18 protein-coding genes are annotated in these 17,202 nt (G+C 70.7%); 5 read left to right on the top strand and 13 right to left on the bottom strand.

Annotation, left to right across the window (positions count from 1 at the left end; translation table 11 throughout):
• Nucleotides 1–21: 21 nt before the first annotated feature.
• The 4 genes from ACFYY2_RS18090 to ACFYY2_RS18075 form a co-directional block, all read right to left on the bottom strand.
• Nucleotides 22–1,131 carry a PDZ domain-containing protein gene (locus ACFYY2_RS18090; RefSeq protein WP_388743626.1) on the bottom strand — a complete coding sequence of 370 codons (1,110 nt, stop codon included), beginning with the start codon at nt 1,129–1,131 and terminating at the stop codon, nt 22–24.
• A gap of 175 nt (nt 1,132–1,306) precedes the next feature.
• On the bottom strand, nt 1,307–1,477 hold the full coding sequence (locus ACFYY2_RS18085) for a hypothetical protein (RefSeq protein WP_388743624.1): 171 nt from the start codon (nt 1,475–1,477) through the stop codon (nt 1,307–1,309).
• Nucleotides 1,478–1,604: 127 nt separating this feature from the next.
• Entirely contained in the window at nt 1,605–2,066 is a 462-nt protein-coding gene (locus tag ACFYY2_RS18080) for a molybdenum cofactor biosynthesis protein MoaE (RefSeq protein WP_388743621.1), read from the bottom strand.
• 145 nt (nt 2,067–2,211) lie between these two features.
• Nucleotides 2,212–3,354, bottom strand: a complete 1,143-nt coding sequence (locus ACFYY2_RS18075; RefSeq protein ID WP_388743618.1) for an SDR family oxidoreductase — start codon at nt 3,352–3,354, stop codon at nt 2,212–2,214.
• A gap of 191 nt (nt 3,355–3,545) precedes the next feature.
• Here ACFYY2_RS18075 and ACFYY2_RS18070 point away from each other — a divergent pair, with 191 nt between their 5' ends.
• Both ACFYY2_RS18070 and ACFYY2_RS18065 read left to right on the top strand, forming a co-directional pair.
• The gene (locus ACFYY2_RS18070) at nt 3,546–5,012 is read left to right on the top strand and encodes a zinc-dependent metalloprotease (protein WP_388743616.1); all 1,467 of its coding nucleotides are present in this window, start codon (nt 3,546–3,548) and stop codon (nt 5,010–5,012) included.
• On the top strand, nt 5,009–5,557 hold the full coding sequence (locus ACFYY2_RS18065) for an NUDIX hydrolase (protein ID WP_388743613.1): 549 nt from the start codon (nt 5,009–5,011) through the stop codon (nt 5,555–5,557). The genes ACFYY2_RS18070 and ACFYY2_RS18065 overlap by 4 nt, the downstream gene beginning before the upstream one ends.
• A gap of 82 nt (nt 5,558–5,639) precedes the next feature.
• Here ACFYY2_RS18065 and ACFYY2_RS18060 read toward each other — a convergent pair whose 3' ends face one another.
• The 4 genes from ACFYY2_RS18060 to ACFYY2_RS18045 form a co-directional block, all read right to left on the bottom strand.
• Complete coding sequence (locus ACFYY2_RS18060; protein WP_388743610.1) at nt 5,640–6,395, bottom strand: AIM24 family protein; 756 nt, start codon at nt 6,393–6,395, stop codon at nt 5,640–5,642.
• Nucleotides 6,396–6,412: 17 nt separating this feature from the next.
• Nucleotides 6,413–7,093 carry an AIM24 family protein gene (locus ACFYY2_RS18055; RefSeq protein WP_388743607.1) on the bottom strand — a complete coding sequence of 227 codons (681 nt, stop codon included), beginning with the start codon at nt 7,091–7,093 and terminating at the stop codon, nt 6,413–6,415.
• Between the two features lie 11 nt (nt 7,094–7,104).
• Nucleotides 7,105–8,703, bottom strand: coding sequence for a TerD family protein (locus tag ACFYY2_RS18050; RefSeq protein ID WP_388743604.1), 1,599 nt, complete (start codon nt 8,701–8,703; stop codon nt 7,105–7,107).
• A 105-nt stretch (nt 8,704–8,808) separates the two neighbouring features.
• Nucleotides 8,809–9,432, bottom strand: a complete 624-nt coding sequence (locus ACFYY2_RS18045) for a M48 family metallopeptidase (protein WP_388743602.1) — start codon at nt 9,430–9,432, stop codon at nt 8,809–8,811.
• A 200-nt stretch (nt 9,433–9,632) separates the two neighbouring features.
• Between ACFYY2_RS18045 and ACFYY2_RS18040 the strand changes: the two genes are divergently transcribed.
• On the top strand, nt 9,633–10,778 hold the full coding sequence (locus ACFYY2_RS18040) for a ThiF family adenylyltransferase (protein WP_388743599.1): 1,146 nt from the start codon (nt 9,633–9,635) through the stop codon (nt 10,776–10,778).
• 63 nt (nt 10,779–10,841) lie between these two features.
• Nucleotides 10,842–12,389, top strand: a complete 1,548-nt coding sequence (locus ACFYY2_RS18035) for an ABC1 kinase family protein (protein ID WP_388743596.1) — start codon at nt 10,842–10,844, stop codon at nt 12,387–12,389.
• Nucleotides 12,390–12,715: 326 nt separating this feature from the next.
• Here the strand turns inward: ACFYY2_RS18035 and ACFYY2_RS18030 are convergent, their stop codons facing one another.
• From ACFYY2_RS18030 to ACFYY2_RS18010, 5 genes are all read right to left on the bottom strand, one after another.
• Nucleotides 12,716–12,919 carry a hypothetical protein gene (locus tag ACFYY2_RS18030; protein ID WP_388743594.1) on the bottom strand — a complete coding sequence of 68 codons (204 nt, stop codon included), beginning with the start codon at nt 12,917–12,919 and terminating at the stop codon, nt 12,716–12,718.
• 210 nt (nt 12,920–13,129) lie between these two features.
• Nucleotides 13,130–13,468 carry a hypothetical protein gene (locus ACFYY2_RS18025; RefSeq protein ID WP_388743592.1) on the bottom strand — a complete coding sequence of 113 codons (339 nt, stop codon included), beginning with the start codon at nt 13,466–13,468 and terminating at the stop codon, nt 13,130–13,132.
• 17 nt (nt 13,469–13,485) lie between these two features.
• Nucleotides 13,486–13,854, bottom strand: a complete 369-nt coding sequence (locus ACFYY2_RS18020) for a WhiB family transcriptional regulator (protein ID WP_327114924.1) — start codon at nt 13,852–13,854, stop codon at nt 13,486–13,488.
• Between the two features lie 172 nt (nt 13,855–14,026).
• Complete coding sequence (locus tag ACFYY2_RS18015) at nt 14,027–14,350, bottom strand: hypothetical protein (RefSeq protein WP_388743587.1); 324 nt, start codon at nt 14,348–14,350, stop codon at nt 14,027–14,029.
• A gap of 167 nt (nt 14,351–14,517) precedes the next feature.
• Nucleotides 14,518–16,746 (bottom strand): ATP-dependent DNA helicase UvrD2, encoded by a 2,229-nt coding sequence (locus tag ACFYY2_RS18010; RefSeq protein WP_388743584.1) that lies wholly within the window; start codon nt 16,744–16,746, stop codon nt 14,518–14,520.
• A 188-nt stretch (nt 16,747–16,934) separates the two neighbouring features.
• On the opposite strand from ACFYY2_RS18010, the gene ACFYY2_RS18005 reads away from it, so the two are divergent.
• Nucleotides 16,935–17,177: a mycoredoxin gene (locus ACFYY2_RS18005; protein WP_014048208.1), complete on the top strand. Its 243-nt coding sequence runs from the start codon at nt 16,935–16,937 to the stop codon at nt 17,175–17,177.
• Nucleotides 17,178–17,202 lie beyond the last annotated feature (25 nt).

Here is a 17,202-nt window from a genome sequence, read left to right as displayed (position 1 = left end):
CGCCCCCGCGGGGGGCCGGCCTCAGCCCGCCGAGCAGCTCGGCAGGCCGGCCGTGTCCCCCGCGCTGATCTTCTCCAGGGACTTCTTGGCGTCGTCGAGGGTCTTCACCCGCACCAGGGTGAGTCCGCTCGGGGTGTCGGACGCCGCGGCCGAGCAGTTGTCGTCCGGCGTCAGGAAGTACCGGGCACCGGCGTCGCGGGCGCCGACGAGCTTCAGGGCGATCCCGCCGATCGGTCCGACCTTGCCGCTGTCGTCGATCGTGCCCGTGCCGGCGATGAATTTGCCGCCCGTCAGCTTGCCCGGGGTGAGCTTGTCGATGATGCCCAGCGAGAACATCAGCCCGGCGCTCGGACCGCCGACGTCGGCGAGCTTGATGTCGACGTCGAACGGGAAGGTGTGGTCCGTCCCCGCCTGGATACCGACGATCGCGCGGTCCTCGCCCGAGGGGTCGGCGGGGTCCGCCGGCGCCTTGCGTGTGGTGAGGGTCACGTCATGGGAGCCCTTGGGCTCCCTGCCCGCCTTCTCCGCCGCTGCCGCCGCCTTGACGGGGATGACCGTGAAGACGACGTCCTGCCCGGGCCGGTGCTTCGTGACCAGCTTCGCGACGTCCTCGGGCTTCGCGACCGCCGTGCCGTCCACGGCCTTGATCACGTCGCCCGCGTGCAGCACGCCCTCGGCGGCGCTGTCCTTGACGACCGTCGAGACGACCACGCGGGAGGTGACGGGGATCTTCAGCTCCTCCAGGGCGGCGACCTTCGCGCTCTCCTGGGACTGGCTGAACTCCTCGGCGTTCTCCTGGGTCGACTGCTCCTCGGTCTTGCCGTCCGGATAGAGCGTGTCGTGGGGCACGACCACGCTGTCGTGGGCCAGCCAGCCGTAGACGGCCTCGACGATGTTCATGTCGTAGTCCGCGCCGGTGACGCGGACGGTCGTCATGTTGAGGTTCCCGGACGTCGGGTAGGTCTTGTGGCCGGTGATGTGCAGGACCGGCTCGCCACGGGCGTCACCGAGGGTGTTCACGGTCGGCCCGGGGGACATCTCCGAGTACGGCACGGGAATCAGCACGCCTGCGCAGAGCAGCGCGATCAGGATGAGAGTCGAAGCGAGCAGCGTCGCGGTGCGGCGTGGCATGGAACGACAGTACGGGAAGGGCCTGTAAGTGCACCGTCGGGGCCGGTCCGTACGGGGCCCGTCGGCGTGGGGGTCCGCCGGAGCGGAAACCTGCCGGGATCACTCGCGGCCCGTGCTCGCCCACGGGGTCCGCGGGGGTGGTGCGGAATTGGCGACTGCGTACGGTCGCCTCGCCTCAGACCACCTCGGAACCGGAACCCGACTTCTCCATCGCTTCACGGAACCTGGCGTAGCCGGCGAGTTCGGTGACGTCACCGGTCGTTCGATTGCGGGCTGCCCACCCTCCCCATATCGCCGCGCCGAGTGCGGCTATAAGCGGAATCAACAGCCATGCGAGTGCAGCCATCACGACCTCCCTGCCCCATGAGCGACCGCAACTGACGATCAGAAGATTAACCACCTGCAGCACCAACGCTCGTGGCAGGGGGGTGGTTACGCAAATCGGGGCTGATCGCCTCCGGGGCGGTTTGCGCTCAGCAGGCGCCGACCCACTCCTCGGTCCCGTCGGAGAAGCGCTGGTGCTTCCAGATCGGGACCTCGTGCTTGAGGTCGTCGATCAGCTTGCGGCAGGCCTCGAAGGCCTCACCCCGATGGGCGCAGGAGACGGCGACGACCACGGCCAGATCGCCGACACCCAGTTCACCCACCCGGTGGACGGCGGCCAGGGCGCGCACCGGGAACTCCGCCACGACCTTCTCGGCAACCCGTCGGAGCGCCTCGCCGGCCGTCGGATGACAGGAGTATCCGAGCGAGCCGACGTCCTGTCCGTCGTCGTGGTTGCGCACGGTGCCGACGAAGAGGGCCGTGCCCCCGGCGGCGTCGTCCCCCACCGCGCGGAAGACCTCGTCGACGGAGAGCGGGGTGTCACGGATGTCCAGAAGCCGGATGGGGTCCTGGGCGGCCTGCTCGCCGGGGTGATCGTGAGTACGTGCCATGGGGCCATCGTGCCGCACCGCACCGACATCCCGGAATAGCGCTGTCGACAGGTGGCGGGCCCGCCTGCTTGGAGCCTCCTACCAGCGCCGGACGGCGGGGGCCGCCCCGGCCGCCCCCGGGCGTGGGACGACGGCCCGTCCGCGCCTAGAAACGGCGGCGGGCCTTACGGGCCCGCCTGACCAGAGCCGCCGTGCCGAGCAGGGCGACCGTGGCCCCGGCGGCACCCGCCGCGGTGGCGTCCTTGCGGCCGAGCCGGCGGCCGGCGAGCGTGTGGCGGCCTTCGACCTCTTCGAGCAGCGCCCCCAGGACCTCCTCGTTGGTCCACCGGGGACGCCATCCCACGTCGTGGAGCCGGCTCACGCTGACGACCCAGGGGTGCATGGTGTACGCGAGATCGCCTGCCGGGGACGGGGTGAGGCCGATCCGGTGCAGCCGTGCGGCGGCACCGAGGGCGACGGCGGAGGGCAGCTCCATGCGGCGCACGCCGGAGAGCTCCTCCACCTCCTCCTGCTCCAGCCAGCCGTCGCAGCCGACGGCGAACTCGCCCTCGATCTTCTCGAGGGCGGCGTACTCCAGGGCGCTCACCAGGTCGTCCACGTGGCAGAACTGCCAGGCCGGGCGCGATCCGGCGACGACCAGCAGCCTCGGGGACTCGAAATACCGCGTGAGAGCCGTGTCCGTACCGCCGACCAGCACGGTGGGACGCACCACCGTGACGTTGAGCCCGGGGTGGGCCCGGGGCGCGCGGCGGCCCAGCCTCTCGATCTCCAGCAGGTCCCCGACTCCGGTGGCCTCGGCCGTCGCGCGCAGCTCGGCGTCCTCGGAGAGCGGGATGTCGTTGTCGGGCATGGCGCCGTAGACCATCGCCGACGTGCACAGCACGACCCGGTGGACGCCCACGGCCGCCGCCGCCGTCAGCACGGTCTGGGTCCCCCGCACGTTGTACGCGGTACGGGCGGCGGCGTCGGTCTCCAGGTCGAGATCGACCGCCATGTGCACGACGACATCCGCGCCCCGCAGCTTCTCGGCGATGGCCGGGTCCCGTACGTCCAGGATGTGCCAGGTGGCCTCGGAGACGTCTCCTCGGCGCTCGTCGATGGCGATGACCTGCTTGATCTCGTCGGATGCGGCGAGATGGGCGGTGAGCAGCGCACCGACTCCGGTCGCGGCGCCGGTGACGGCGACCACCGGACCGCGGCTTCGGGAATTCTTTTTCGTGGGCTTGCTCTCGGTCGAGGGGTCGGCCAGGTTTCGCGCTGCGCGAACCTGCGGATCTGGGGAACTCACCGGGCGTCTCCAGCGGTTGTCTTCAGTACGTACCCGAATGACGCGTGCGTACCAGGTGGCGTCCATCCTGCCGCAGGCCGGGAGCCGGCGGAGCACTGAGGGCCCGAGCGGCCTTCGGTGTCTACGCTGGATGGTGATGTCGGGCAGTCGCCGTCGGTTCGAGCCGGCGGCCCTACGAGCCGAGGAAACCCGTGAGTGACACCCCATTCGGATTCGGCCTTCCGCCGGAGGAGCCGGACGACGGCGACGAGGGCAAGAAGAAGGACCCCACCGGTGGTGGGCAGGGCCCGGGCGGGCCGGCGAACCCGTTCGGCTTCGGACCCGGCGCGGGCGGCGACAACCCGTTCGCAGCGATGTTCGGCTCGATGAACCCGAACGACCTGGGTGCGGCCTTCCAGCAGCTCGGCCAGATGCTGAGCTATGAGGGTGGCCCGGTCAACTGGGACATGGCCAAGCAGATCGCCCGGCAGACCGTGTCGCAGGGCACCGCCGACGGCAGCAAGGACGCCAGCGTCGGTCCCGCGGAGCGTTCCTCGGTCGACGAGGCGCTGCGCCTGGCCGACCTCTGGCTGGACGGTGTGACGTCTCTGCCGTCGGGTTCCGTCTCGACGGTGGCGTGGAGCCGCGCCGAGTGGGTCGAGGCCTCGCTCCCCGCCTGGCAGCAGCTGGTGGACCCGGTCGCCGAGCGCGTCGGTCTGGCCATGGGCGACGTCCTCCCCGAGGAGATGCAGGCCATGGCGGGCCCGCTGATCGGCATGATGCGGTCGATGGGCGGCGCCATGTTCGGCCAGCAGATCGGGCAGGCCGTGGGCGTGCTCGCCGGCGAGGTCGTGGGCTCGACCGACATCGGCCTGCCGCTGGCACCGGCCGGCAAGGCGGCGCTCCTCCCGCTGAACGTCGAGCGCTTCGGCAAGGACCTCAGCGTGCCGCAGGACGAGGTCCGGCTCTACCTCGCGCTGCGCGAGGCCGCCCACCAGCGGCTCTTCGCCCACGTCCCGTGGCTGCGCTCGCATCTGTTCGGTGCGGTGGAGTCCTACGCCCGCGGGATCAAGGTCGACACCAGCAAGCTCGAGGACGTCGTCGGCCAGTTCGACCCGTCGCAGCCCGAGCAGCTGCAGGACGCGCTGCAGCAGGGCATGTTCCAGCCGGAGGACACGCCGGAGCAGAAGGCGTCGCTGGCACGCCTGGAGACCGCTCTCGCGCTCGTCGAGGGCTGGGTGGACGCGGTGGTGCACGAAGCGGCGAAGTCCCGGCTGACCTCGGCCGACGCACTGCGCGAGACGATGCGCAGGCGCCGGGCGTCCGGCGGTCCCGCCGAGCAGACCTTCGCCACGCTCATCGGGCTGCAGCTGCGCCCGCGCAGGCTGCGCGACGCGTCGCGGCTCTGGGCCTCCCTCACGGACGCCCGGGGCGTCGACGGCCGCGACGGCCTGTGGGGCCACCCGGACATGCTGCCCACCGCCTCGGACCTCGACGACCCGGACGGTTTCGTCCACCACGAGCAGCTGGACTTCTCCGAGCTGGACAAGATGCTCGGAGAGGCGGCGAAGGGCCCTGGGAAGCCCTCCGCCGAGGACGAGGCGAAGGACCGGACCGCGGGCGAGGACGAGCCCGGGGACGGCCCGTCCGACAAGGGCAAGGACGACACGGGCCAGTGACACTGCACGACGACGCGGAACTCGTACTCAAGGGCTACGACGACGGCGGGGACGCGCAGCAGGCGCGGCTTCGGCAGGCGTACCTGGATCATCTCGCCGGACACCCCGACGGGATGTGGAAGGCCTGCGGAGCCGGCCATCTGACGGCGAGCGCCCTGGTCATCGACCCGGAGGGCGGCCGGGTCCTGCTGACCCTGCACAAGAAGCTCCGGATGTGGCTGCAGATGGGCGGTCACTGCGAGCCGCAGGACACCACCCTGCGGGCCGCCGCCCTGCGGGAGGCGACGGAGGAGTCGGGAATCACCGGGCTCACCCTGCTCCCCGGGGGGCCCGTCCGTCTCGACCGGCACCCCATTCCGGCACCCTGCAACTGGCACCTGGACGTGCAGTACGCCGCGACGGTGTCCGCCGGCGCGACGGAGCGGATCAGCGACGAGTCCCTGGACCTGCGCTGGTTCCCCTACGACGAGGTGGCGGCGGTCGCGGACACCTCGGTCGTGCTGCTGCTGGAGAGCACACGAGCGCGCCTGGAGCAGACCGGCTAGACGGCCCGGAACGGCGCAGGGGTGAGGGCGGTCTCCGGTGGGAGACCGCCCTCACCCCTGCGCGCCGCGTGGGCGCGACCGCTCAGTTCCAGGCGTTGTTCTGGTTCTGGCCGCGCGCACCCTGCTGGCCTACGCCGAACTGGGCTGCCGCACCCTGTCCGATCTGGGCGTTCTGCGGGGGCAGTACCTCGCTCGGCTGGACGAGCGCGAAGCCCTGCCCCAGGAAGCTCAGCTCCCAGCCCTCGCCCGTGTTGCCACGACGCCGCATGACTCCCGAGGAGTGGGTCTGGGCCTGCATCTGCACCCGGAGCCCGCTGGACCAGGCGACGATCGCGTCGGCGTCGGCGTTGACGTACTTGTCCGGCGTCACCTGCATCATCAGTGGCTGGCCGGAGGTCATCAGCGCGACCTTGCCGTTCCCCGTGATGTTCAGCTGGTACTTGCCGGTGCCGGAGATCCCGTACTGGCTGTCCACCGCGATGACCTCGGTGTGCAGGGAGGAGTCCAGGGCGAGGACGTAGGCGCTGTCCACCGTCATGCCCTCGTGGTCGACGTCGACCACGTGGATGTACTGGGCGAGGTTGGCCAGATAGACCGTGCCCTGTCCCGAGCAGCGCATCAGGTCGAGGCCCTCGCCCGTGTTCCTGCGTGCGCGGCGCTGGCCCTGCGACTGGTACTCCCCGTCGAACTCCATGAGGCCCTGGTAGGCCACCATGGCGCCCTTACGGGCGAGGACGTCGTCGTGACCGGTCAGCGAGACCCGCAGGAGCTGCGGGTTCTGGACCGTGTACCGGTCCTGCGACTGCTGTTCCGTGTGGCTGAAAAGCGGACTCTGCATGATGTGTCTCCCCCCGCTCAGTTCCGGACCCGCAGGCGGTCGGTACTGTCCTCGCTCGGCTGCACGACGACGATGCCCTGGCCGGAGAAGGCCATCTGGTAGGCCTCCCCGCTGCCCCGCCCGATGAGCGAGCCCGCCTTGAAGCTGCGCTTGCCCTTGACCTTGAGGTTCGGGGACCACGCGACGAGGGCGTCGGGGTCGACGTACGTCTCGTCCTCGCCCCTGCCGCAGTCGACGACGATCGGCGTGCCGCGCGAGGTAATGGCCACCCATCCCGTGCCCTGGATTCCGACGTTCCACAGGCCCTGGCCGGCGAACTTCGCCAGACCCTTGACCCGCTCCACACCCCAGGTCAGATGGCCGTCGAAGGCGAGGAGGTTCGTGCCGTTGACCGACAGCGAGTCGTTGTTCAGATTGATGACGACCACGTCGGCGCCGTAGTCCGCGAGGTAGAGCAGCCCGTCGCCCGAGCACTTCATGAGCGGGGTGCCCTCGCCGGTGATCCACTGCGAGGCGATCTGACGGACGGCGGGCGGATTGGGCTCGTACTGGATGAAGCCCTCGTAGGCCACCATCGAGCCGGTGCGCGCGTAGAGGTCCTGGCCGGAGGCCATGGCCACCTTGAGCATCGTGCGGCCGTGGTTCTCCATCCGGGCCGTGACGGGTGTCGGGGCGAAGCCCGCGAGTTGCTGGTTCATGACGGGCTCCCTCAGACCTCGTAGGGCTGGACGACGATGAAGTTCCCGGGGGCTCCCCGGAACTGGAGGTTCACGGTCTCCCCGCTGTGTCCCGGGTACGCGTTGCGGCGCAGCCGGACCTGGCTGGAGAGGATCACCTGCGACGCGGAGGACCACGCCACCACGGCGTTGGCGTCGGCGAAGGTGGTCGGGGTGACCGGCAGGACGACCGGGACGCCGTGCGTCTTGACGACGACGGTCCCCGAGCCCTGGAACTGCATGGTGAACAGGGCCCCGCCGGGAATCCCGTGTCCCTCGATCCTGCGGACCTCGTACTGCAGGGTCTCGTCGAAGGCGAGGACGCTCTCGGCGGACACGCAGATGCCGTCGCCCTGGAGCTCGATGGGATGCAGGTGCGCCCCCTCCTCGGCCAGGAAGACCTGACCGCGGCCGGTGCAGCGCATGAGCTGCATCTCCTGGCCCGTCGCGTTGCCGACCATGCGGCCCGCGAACCCCGCACCCTTGTAACCGAAGTCGACCTTGCCCTGGTACATCACCATGCTGCCCTGCCGGGCCAGCACGGGCGTGCCGCCCATGGTGAGGTCGACGCGCATCAGCTGCTGGTTCTGCGAGGTCCAGCGCTGTCCGGTGGCCGTCTCCTTGTAGGGCTGCAGAGCCGCCTGCAGCCCCGCGCCTCCCTGCGGAACACCCTGCGGCACGCCCTGCGGCACACCGGGGGGCTGCTGACCGAACGGCTGTTGCTGCCCGAAGGACGGTGCGGCGGGCGGCTGCTGGCCGTAAGGCGGCGCGGTGGGCGGCTGCTGGCCGTACGGCGGCGCGCCCTGTCCCGGAACCTGCCCGAACTGGGGCTGCTGAGGCGGCTGTCCGTACGGGGCGGGCGCCTGCGGGGCGGGCGCCATGGGCGCCGCGATCGTCGGCGCGGCGTGGATGGGCTGCTGGGCAGCGGGTGCCGGAGCACCGAACGCCGGTGCGGGCGCCGGCGCCGGAGGGGCCGCGGGGGCACCGAACGCCGGAGGCGCGGTGGCCTGGGCGGGCGGGGCGAAGCCGGGAACCGCACCCTGGGGCGGAGCGGCGGGTTCCTCCTCGGCGACCTCCCCGCCGAAGTTCCTCAGCAGCGCGTCGAGTCCGCCGTCGAAGCCCTGGCCCACGGCGGCGAAGCGCCAGACGTCCTTCAGATAGAAGTCGCCGAGCATCACCGCGCGTTCGGTGGTGAACTCCGCGCCCGTGAAGGCGTACTTCACCACTTCCTCGCCGCCCGCGACGATCCGGATGTATCCGGGACCGACCTGGGACATCTGCCCGGCACCGTCGATCGTGGCGGTGAAGGACAGCTTGTGGATGTTCGCGGGAATGCGGTCGAGGGTGACGCGGAACGACTCGGTGTCACCGGCCTGGGCGCCGAGAAGCTGAACGGACTCCTCAGGTGATTTCGGCTGGTTGAAGAAGATGAAATAACGGTCGTCCGAGAGCTGCTCATTGGCGTCCAGACCGAAGCAGCTGATGTCGAACGTCAGGCCGGGACCGGCCACCTGTACGCCGACGTACAGATCCGTCCCTGACGTGAGATCACTGATCTTGGCCTTGTGGCCGCGCTGAAATTCCCTGGCCATGCGTAACGACCGTCCCCCATCCCGAAGGTGATTGCGTCGCGTCAGGCTAACCGCAAACCACGACATCGAGCCAAGCCGGTACAGATCCGGTACACAATCGGCAACTCACTCCTCGCGTGCGGCAGGCAGGTGCGGAAGCCGCTCCGCGGCCGCGACCCCTTCGAGGTAACCGCGTGCGCGCTCGGTACGGGGGTAGGTCTCCAGCAGCCGCCAGAAGCGCGGCCCGTGGCCGGGAACCAGCAGGTGGGCGAGCTCGTGGAGGAGCACGTAGTCGACCACGTACTCCGGCATCCCCTGCAGCCGGTGCGAGAGGCGGATGCTGCCCTCGGCCGGGGTGCAGGAACCCCAGCGGGTGTTCTGGTTGGTCACCCACCGCACGGACGCGGGCCGGGCCCTGCCACCGAGGTACTGGGCGGACAGCCTCTCCGCACGCTCGGCGAGCGCGCCGTCCCCGATGACGCGCTTGCTCTCCTGCGCGGCGAGCTTGTCCAGCATCACTCCGACCCAGCGCTGCTCCTCGGCCTCCGACATCCGGGCCGGGATGAGGACGATGGTCCGGTCCCCCTCGCGGTAGGCGGAGACCGTCCTGCTGCGCCGGGCGCTCCTGCGGACCTCGACCGCGCTCATCACAGGGGGGTTGGGCGAATGGGCGGCTGCGCTGCGCTGCTGGCGTCCGGCGCTGCGCGCGGGGGTCTCCCCGGCGAGGCCGGGTGAGGGGTCTGCGGACACGCCTCGACGTTACCCGCTGCAGGTGGGGGAAGTCCCGCGTCCCGGACCGTCCGGCATTGATCCACTTCTCGGCTTGCACCATTTGAACGACTAACGCCCGGGCCTGTGGATAACTTTTCGCCTGTTTCGCCGCCAGGTTGCATTCTGGCAACGGATCCCGGCACCGAACGCGGATCTCGACATCGAAACGGGGAGAAGTCATGCATCCGATGCTGAAGCCCGCGCTCCGGCGTGCCTGGCGTGGCCGGAACACCGTGCAATTCGGTGTGACGCCCGCGCACGCGGTGACTCTGGGGCCGATGGATATCGCCACCGGAAGTTTTCTGGAACTCCTGGACGGCACGCGTGGACTTCCTCTTCTCCGCGAAGAGGCCAGGGCGCTGGATCTGTCGGACCGTCATGTGGACATTCTCGTTTCACGCCTCACGGAAGCCGGACTCCTCGACGATCCCGGAGCGGGCGGCGCGGAGGCCGAGGCGCTGCGCCGACGGGCCGACGCCCTGGAGCGGCAGCGCCCGGACGCCGCGTCGCTCTCCGTCGTCCATCCCGCTCCGGGCGGCGGACTGCGCACACTGGCCGCGCGACGCTCGATGCGCGTGCAGGTGCGGGGCGCCGGGAGGGTGGGCGCGACGATCGCGGCCGTCCTCTCCTCGTCCGGCGTCGGCAGGGTCGATGTGCTCGACGGAGGCCGCACGGAGCCCTCGGACGTCGCGCCCGGAGGACTCCCGGCGGCATCGGTGGGAGAGCGACGGGACACGGCCGCCCGGCAGTTGGTGCGCCGGTCCGCTGTCGGCAGACCGCCCGGAGCGGACGGGCCGGGAGGAGGGCCGGCGGGGAGCGAGCCCGCGCTGTCCCTGATCGTGGTGGCTCCCAGGGACGGCCTCGCGGTCCATGCCCCTGACCCGGATGTCGCCGCGCCCTGGATCGCCTCGGGCACACCGCACCTGTACGCGGGTGTGGTGGAAGCCACAGGAGTGGTCGGCCCGCTGGTACTCCCCGGAGGCACGGGCTGTGCGGGCTGCCTGGCCCTGCACCGGGCTGAGCGGGACCCGCAGTGGACCCGGATGCTCGCGCAGTGGAGGTCCGGGCGGCGCACCGCGGTGCAGGCATGCGATCTGGGGCTGGCCACCGCGGTGGCCGGACTCGCCGCGGCCCATGCGCTGTCCTTCCTCGACGGAGAGCTGCCGGCCAGCACGGGCACGCGGTGGGAGGCCGCGATGCCCATGCTGGACTGGCGGTCGGCACGGCTCGGACCCCACCTCGACTGCGCCTGCGGTGCGGCCGGGCACACTGAGGGGGAGCTCACCTCCGCCACCGGCTCCCCACAGGACACAATGGCCGGGTGACCGCAACCGACGGAGCGGGCCCGGGTTTCGCGCGGCACGAAAGTCAGGGAACTGGAGGGGCACATGTCTGATCTTCCGCGGAAGGCGGTCACCCGTACCGCGAAGCTGGCTGCTCTGCCGCTGGGCTTCGCCGGCCGTGCCACATGGGGTCTGGGCAAGCGGATCGGCGGCAGATCCGCCGAGATCGTGGCCCGGGAGGTCCAGCAGCGCACAGCGGACCAGCTCTTCAAGGTTCTGGGCGAGTTGAAGGGCGGTGCGATGAAGCTGGGGCAGGCGCTGTCGGTCTTCGAGTCCGCCCTCCCGGAGGACGTCGCCGGCCCGTACCGCGCGGCTCTCACCAAGCTGCAGGAGGCGGCACCTCCCATGCCGACCCGCACCGTCCACAAGGTGCTCGCGGAAAGGCTGGGCGAGGACTGGCGGGACCTCTTCGAGGACTTCGACGATCAGCCCTCCGCCGCCGCTTCGATCGGTCAGGTCCACCGCGCGGTGTGGCACGACGGGCGTGCCGTCGCCGTGAAGGTGCAGTACCCGGGTGCCGGGGAGGCGCTGCTCTCCGACCTCACGCAGATCAGCCGCTTCGCGCGGCTGCTCGGCCCGCTGGTTCCCGGCATGGACATCAAACCCCTCATCACCGAGCTCCGCGACCGTGTCTCGGAGGAACTGGACTACGAGCTGGAGGCTGCGGCCCAGCGGGAACACGCCGCGGAGTTCGAGGGCGACCCGGACGTCGTCATCCCCGGAGTGGTGCACCAGTCGGAACAGATCCTGGTGACCGAGTGGATCGAGGGCATACCGCTGTCGGAGGTGATCGCCGACGGCACACAGGAGCAGCGGGACCGGGCGGGTCAGCTGCTGGCGCGCTTCCTCTTCTCCGGACCTGCCCGCACCGGGCTGCTGCACGCCGATCCTCACCCGGGGAACTTCCGGCTGCTGCCCCCGGAGGACGGCGCCGACGCCGGCACCGGCACCGGCGATTCAGGCACCGACGGCTCCGGCATCGGCACTTCCGGCACCGGCGGTGAGGACGCTCCGGGCGGGACCGCCGAGCTCGACGGGGACCCTGGCCGATGGCGCCTGGGGGTTCTGGATTTCGGCACGGTCGACCGTCTGCCGGGCGGTCTGCCGCGTGCCATCGGCGATGCCCTGCGGATGACGCTGGACGGCGACGCCGACGGCGTCTACTCATCGCTCCGCGAGGACGGGTTCGTCAAGGACTCGATCGAGCTGGAACCCGAGGCGGTGCTCGACTATCTGCTTCCGATCATCGAGCCGGCGCAGGTGGACGCGTTCACCTTCTCGCGCTCCTGGCTGCGCAGCCAGGCCGGGCGGATCGCGGATCCTCGATCACCCGCGCACCAGCTCGGGAAGCAGCTGAATCTCCCGCCGTCGTATCTGCTGATACACCGGGTCACGCTCAGCACGATCGGTGTGCTGTGCCAGCTGGGCGCGACTGTACGACTGCGCGACGAACTGGAGTCCTGGCTGCCCGGGTTCGTCCTGGAGTCCGAATCCGACGGGACGCACCCCGAGGACGAGTACGAGGACGCGACAGCGACAGCGACAGCGACAGCGACAGCGACAGCCCATGAGACGGCACCGGTCGACGTCTAGGGCGGGCGGGCCTGGGGGCGGCGGGGCTCTGCCGCCGGTGCTCCGGGGTCCGGTGCACCGACGCGCTCCCGGGTCCGGTGCTCCGAACAGGTCCCCCGGGGCCCTCCCCCTGTTTCCCGGGTGCCTCACCGGCCCCGCACGCGCGAGACGGTGGTCGGGGCGCATCCGGTGAGCCCCGGGGGACGAAGACACGGAACGCAGGGAGCCGAGGTGTGAACCGCGACGGGCACACCTCGGTGACTCCCGCGGCTCATGTCGCCGGGCCCCCGTCCGTCGTCGACGGCCGCCGGTGCGCTCGGGGCGCTGAGGACCGGGCCGTCAGCCGGTCACCACAGGTCGGAGTCGAGCCGGCCCTCGACGGCCCGGATGTGGGTGCGCGCGCAGGCTTCGCAGAAGTACCGCCGACTGCCGTTCTCCACGGAACAGAGCCAGGTGGCGGGCGGAGTGCGGCCGTCCGCCGAGGCGCCGCAGCAGGCGCACCTCACGGGAGCGGCGGCCGGTGCGCCGGAATCCTTGGTCTCCTCGTCCACTTCGCGACGGTAACGCTGCCGCGAAGTGACCGCATGACATAACGCCGTCGCGACGTGAGCGCACGCGGGTGAAAGCACGGCGGGTGAGAGCACGGCATAAAGCACCGCGGGGCCGGTCCCGATCGGACCGGCCCCGCGGATGGGGAGGGCGGCTGCCCGGGCGAGCGGTTGCCCGGGCGGCCTCGGTGCTCAGCGCCGCTGGTGAAGCCGTCAGTGCATGACGGCCATGGCGAGCGCACGGCGGGCACGCATCGAGGCGCGCTCCGCACGTCGCTGCATCCGCCGGGCGGCGACCAGGCGCTCAGCCTGGCGACCGTGCTCGGCTTCCCTGAGGCGCTCGTGCATATGCGCACGAGCCAGGGCTTCTGGGATGAGTTGCATTTCGCGGGTCCTGTTCTGACGCGAGTCGTTCGCGCCGGTGATGGTGACGTCTGGGGTCGCGGAGCCGACGGGCTCCCTCGTGGGGGTGATCATTGGTGCCTGATTTCGGGGGTCATGGGTGTGGGGACGGTCGATGGTGCCGATGCGCTTGGTTCGTGCGGGGGACATGACCCCCAGGCCGGCGGTCACGCCGCGACCGGGTTCTTGCGCGGACGGCCACGCGGACGCTTGCGGGCGACGACGACGCCCTGGACGAAGAGCTCGCCACCCCAGACGCCCCACGGCTCGCGGCGCTCCTTGGCGCCGGCGAGGCAGGCCTCGACGAGCGGGCAGGTCCGGCAGAGGGACTTGGCGTACTCGACGTCCGCGGGGGACTCGGCGAAGAAGACCTCCGGGTCGTAGGAACGGCAGGGGACGGGTACGCCGAGGTTCTCGATGGCGTCGTCGAGCGCGGTGAGCGCGGTGAGGGGGATCAAGGTGGAGTCCTCCGTGGAGCCGGGCGGGGCGATCGTGTCGGAAGGCGGTACGGACGGGGCGTGCGTCTCGAGTTGCACGGTGGTGTTGTCCTCGTCTGGTCTGCCGGCCTGTTGGCCGGTGGGGTGGCGGGTACCAGGTCCTGCTTGTCCCGAGGCCCCTTCGTGTCGTCTCGTCCGTTCGGACAAAACAAAAAGGCCGCGGATCCCGAGTGGGGTTCCGCGGCCCTGAAGGCGCCGGCCTGATTCCGGATCAGGCTGGATCGCTCCAGGGTTCAGGCCCACGGAAGGCCCACATCGTGTGGTGCTGCGTCGTCTGCTTCTTGGCTCCGGCACCGGCTGCCGCAAAGGCATAGGCCGAGGCCTGTGCCTTCACTACTGCTGCTTCCGGTGCCTGGGTCGGTCGCTCATTGCGCTCTCGCACGGGCAGGCTCGCCAGGAACAGCGGGCTGACAGGGGCGATGCCGGACACACCGGTGCCACGGAGCGAAAGCTGCGAGGAGCGGGCGAGGCCGAGTGAGCAGGTGGAGACGACCGACGGATCGGTCATTTTGATGGTGTTGATGATGCTGATCACGACAATCGCCTCCTCTCGGCGTCTCAAGGGACCGGCCGGGGCCGATCCTGCGGTATTCGAATAAGTACAGCACGGATTCAGGGCTTCAGAGAAGACGCTGTTCCCGTGGACAAGAACCTATGGGGACTACAGGTGCCCGCGCAAACTATTTTTTCGACGAGTTTTTCTCACACGTCGCCGTCGTCGTCGTCCGCAGCCTGATCCAGCGTCCGACCTGCGCAGATGGCCAGCACATCGGCTCCGAACCTGGCCATCTTCCGGTGGCCGACGCCGGGGATGACGACGAGCTCCGTCTCGTCCGCCGGGACCGCCTCGGCGATCGCCATCAGCGTCTTGTCGGTGAAGACGCAGAAGGCGGGCTGGCTGATGTCCTTCGCCCGCTCCGCGCGCCACTCGCGCAGGCGCCCGAACAGCGCCTCGTCCATGTCCGAGGGACAGTCCTCGCAGCGCATCAGCTTCATCTCGCCGGCTTCGGTGAGTGTTCTGCCGCAGACCCGGCACCTCAGGGGGCCACGGCGCCGCGGCTTCGCGTCCCGGCCTGCGCCGTCCGCGCTCCTGCCCGCACCGGTACCGGTCCCCCGGTCGATGCCACCGCCACCGCCGGTGCCCGCCCGCATGCCTGCGGCCGAGGAACCGGGCCGGAGACCGTTCAGGAAGCGGGTGGGCCGTCGTCCGGCACGACCGCCGGGAGACCGGGACACGGCCCAGGACAGTGACAGGTGGAAGCGGGCGCGGGTGACGCCGACGTAGAGGAGGCGGCGCTCCTCCTCGACCTGTTCGTCCGTCTTGGCGTAGGCGATCGGCATCATGCCCTCCGTCAGCCCGACGACGAACGCGGCGTCCCATTCGAGGCCCTTGGCCGAGTGCAGCGACGCGAGGGTGACGCCCTGGACGGTCGGCGCGTGCTGGGCCGCGGCCCGTTCGTCGAGCTCCGCGACGAGGTCGGAGAGCGTCGCCCCCGGTTTGGCCTGTTCGAAGTCCTCGGCGAGCCGGACGAGTGCGGCCAGGGACTCCCAGCGGTCCCGCACCGCGCCGGACCCGGCGGGCGGCTTGGAGGTCCACCCCTTGGTGGAGAGCACCGCCCTCACCTCGGACGGCAGGTCGTCGGCTCCGTCGAGAAGCGAGTCGTTGCCCCCCGCGCGGGCGGCGCCGCGCAGGGCGACGCCCGCCTCCCGCACCTCTGGGCGGTCGAAGAAGCGTTCGGCTCCGCGCAACTGGTAGGGGACGCCCGCGTCCGCCAGAGCCTGTTCGTAGACCTCGGACTGGGAGTTGACCCGGTAGAGCACGGCGATCTCTCCGGCGGGGACGCCGGCGGTGATCAGGTCGCGGATCCGGCGGGCGGTGCCCTCGGCCTCGGCAGGCTCGTCCGCGTACTCCGTGTAGACGGGCTCGGGGCCCCTGTCCCGCTGGGAGACGAGCTCCAGGCGGTGTTCGGCCGCCCTGCCCCGGGCCTGGGACAGCAGGCCGTTGGCAAGATGCACGACCTGCGGTGTGGAGCGGTAGTCCCGCACCAGCTTGACCACGGTCGCGTTCGGATGCCGGGTGCGGAAGTTCAGCAGGTGGTCCGGAGTGGCACCGGTGAAGGAGTAGATCGTCTGGCCGGCGTCGCCGACGACGCAGAGATCGTCCCGGTCGCCGAGCCAGAGGTCGAGGAGCCGCTGCTGGAGCGGGCTGACGTCCTGGTACTCGTCGACGACGAAGTGCTGGTACTGCCGGCGCACGTGCTCGGCGATGTCGTGCCGGTCCTGCAGGATGCCGACGGTCAGCAGCAGCACGTCCTCGAAGTCGATCACCGACCGGTCGCGCTTCAGCTGCTCGTACGTCGCGTAGATCTGCGAGAGCTCCGCCGGATCGCGCGGGGCGTCCCGCTGGGTCTTCGCCACGGCGGCCGGATAGTCGGCCGGCACGGTCTGGGTGACCTTGGCCCACTCGATCTCGCTCGTGGCGTCCCGCAGCTCGTTGCGGTCGAGCCGGATCCCGCAGCGCGCGGCGGCCTCGGCGACCAGCTGGACCTTGCGCTCCACGAGACGCGGGAGCTCGCCACCGACGGCTTTCGGCCAGAAGTACTGGAGCTGACGCAGGGCGGCCGAGTGGAAGGTCCGGGCCTGGACACCGGTCGCGCCGAGCTGGCGGAGCCGACCGCGCATCTCACCGGCCGCACGGTTGGTGAAGGTGACGGCGAGCACGGTCGTCGGCTGCAGGATCCCGGCGCGCACCCCGTAGGCGATGCGGTGGGTGATCGCCCGCGTCTTGCCCGTGCCCGCTCCGGCCAGCACGCACACGGGTCCGCCCAGGGCCAGCGCGACCTCGCGCTGCTCCGGGTCGAGCCCGTCGAGCACAGCGTCCGCGGAGTCGGGGACCTGGGGGAAGAGGGTGGAGTGCGTTGCTGCTGTCACCCCGCCATGCTGCCAGGTCGCGAGGAGGCGGTGCGGCGGTTGTCCACAGGGCCCGTCATTCTTCGTACCGGCCGGGCGGGGGTGGGAATGGCCGTCGGGCCGGGTGCGTTGCCTGGATGCGGGAAGGTGCGACAGCGTACTTGCCCGCCTTCCCAGTGAGACGTACGAGACAAGGGAGCACCGACGACATGCCGGGCACTGTGACGATGTACAGCACCACCTGGTGCGGCTACTGCCGCCGGCTCAAGGGCCAGATGGACCGCGAGGGAATCGCGTACACCGAGGTCAACATCGAGCAGGACCCGGAGTCGGCAGCTTTTGTCGAGAAGGCGAATGGCGGAAACCAGACGGTTCCGACCGTGCTCTTCCCCGACGGTTCGACGCTGACGAACCCCTCGCTGGCCCAGGTCAAGCAGAAGATCGGCGCCTGATCGGGGAGATCCCGGTCGACGGAGG

It is taken from the genome of Streptomyces sp. NPDC001822 (genome assembly GCF_042892135.1).
Lineage (GTDB): Bacteria > Actinomycetota > Actinomycetes > Streptomycetales > Streptomycetaceae > Streptomyces.
The sequence above is the reverse complement of the archived record's forward strand: the minus strand, read 5'-3'. Positions and strand labels throughout refer to the sequence as shown.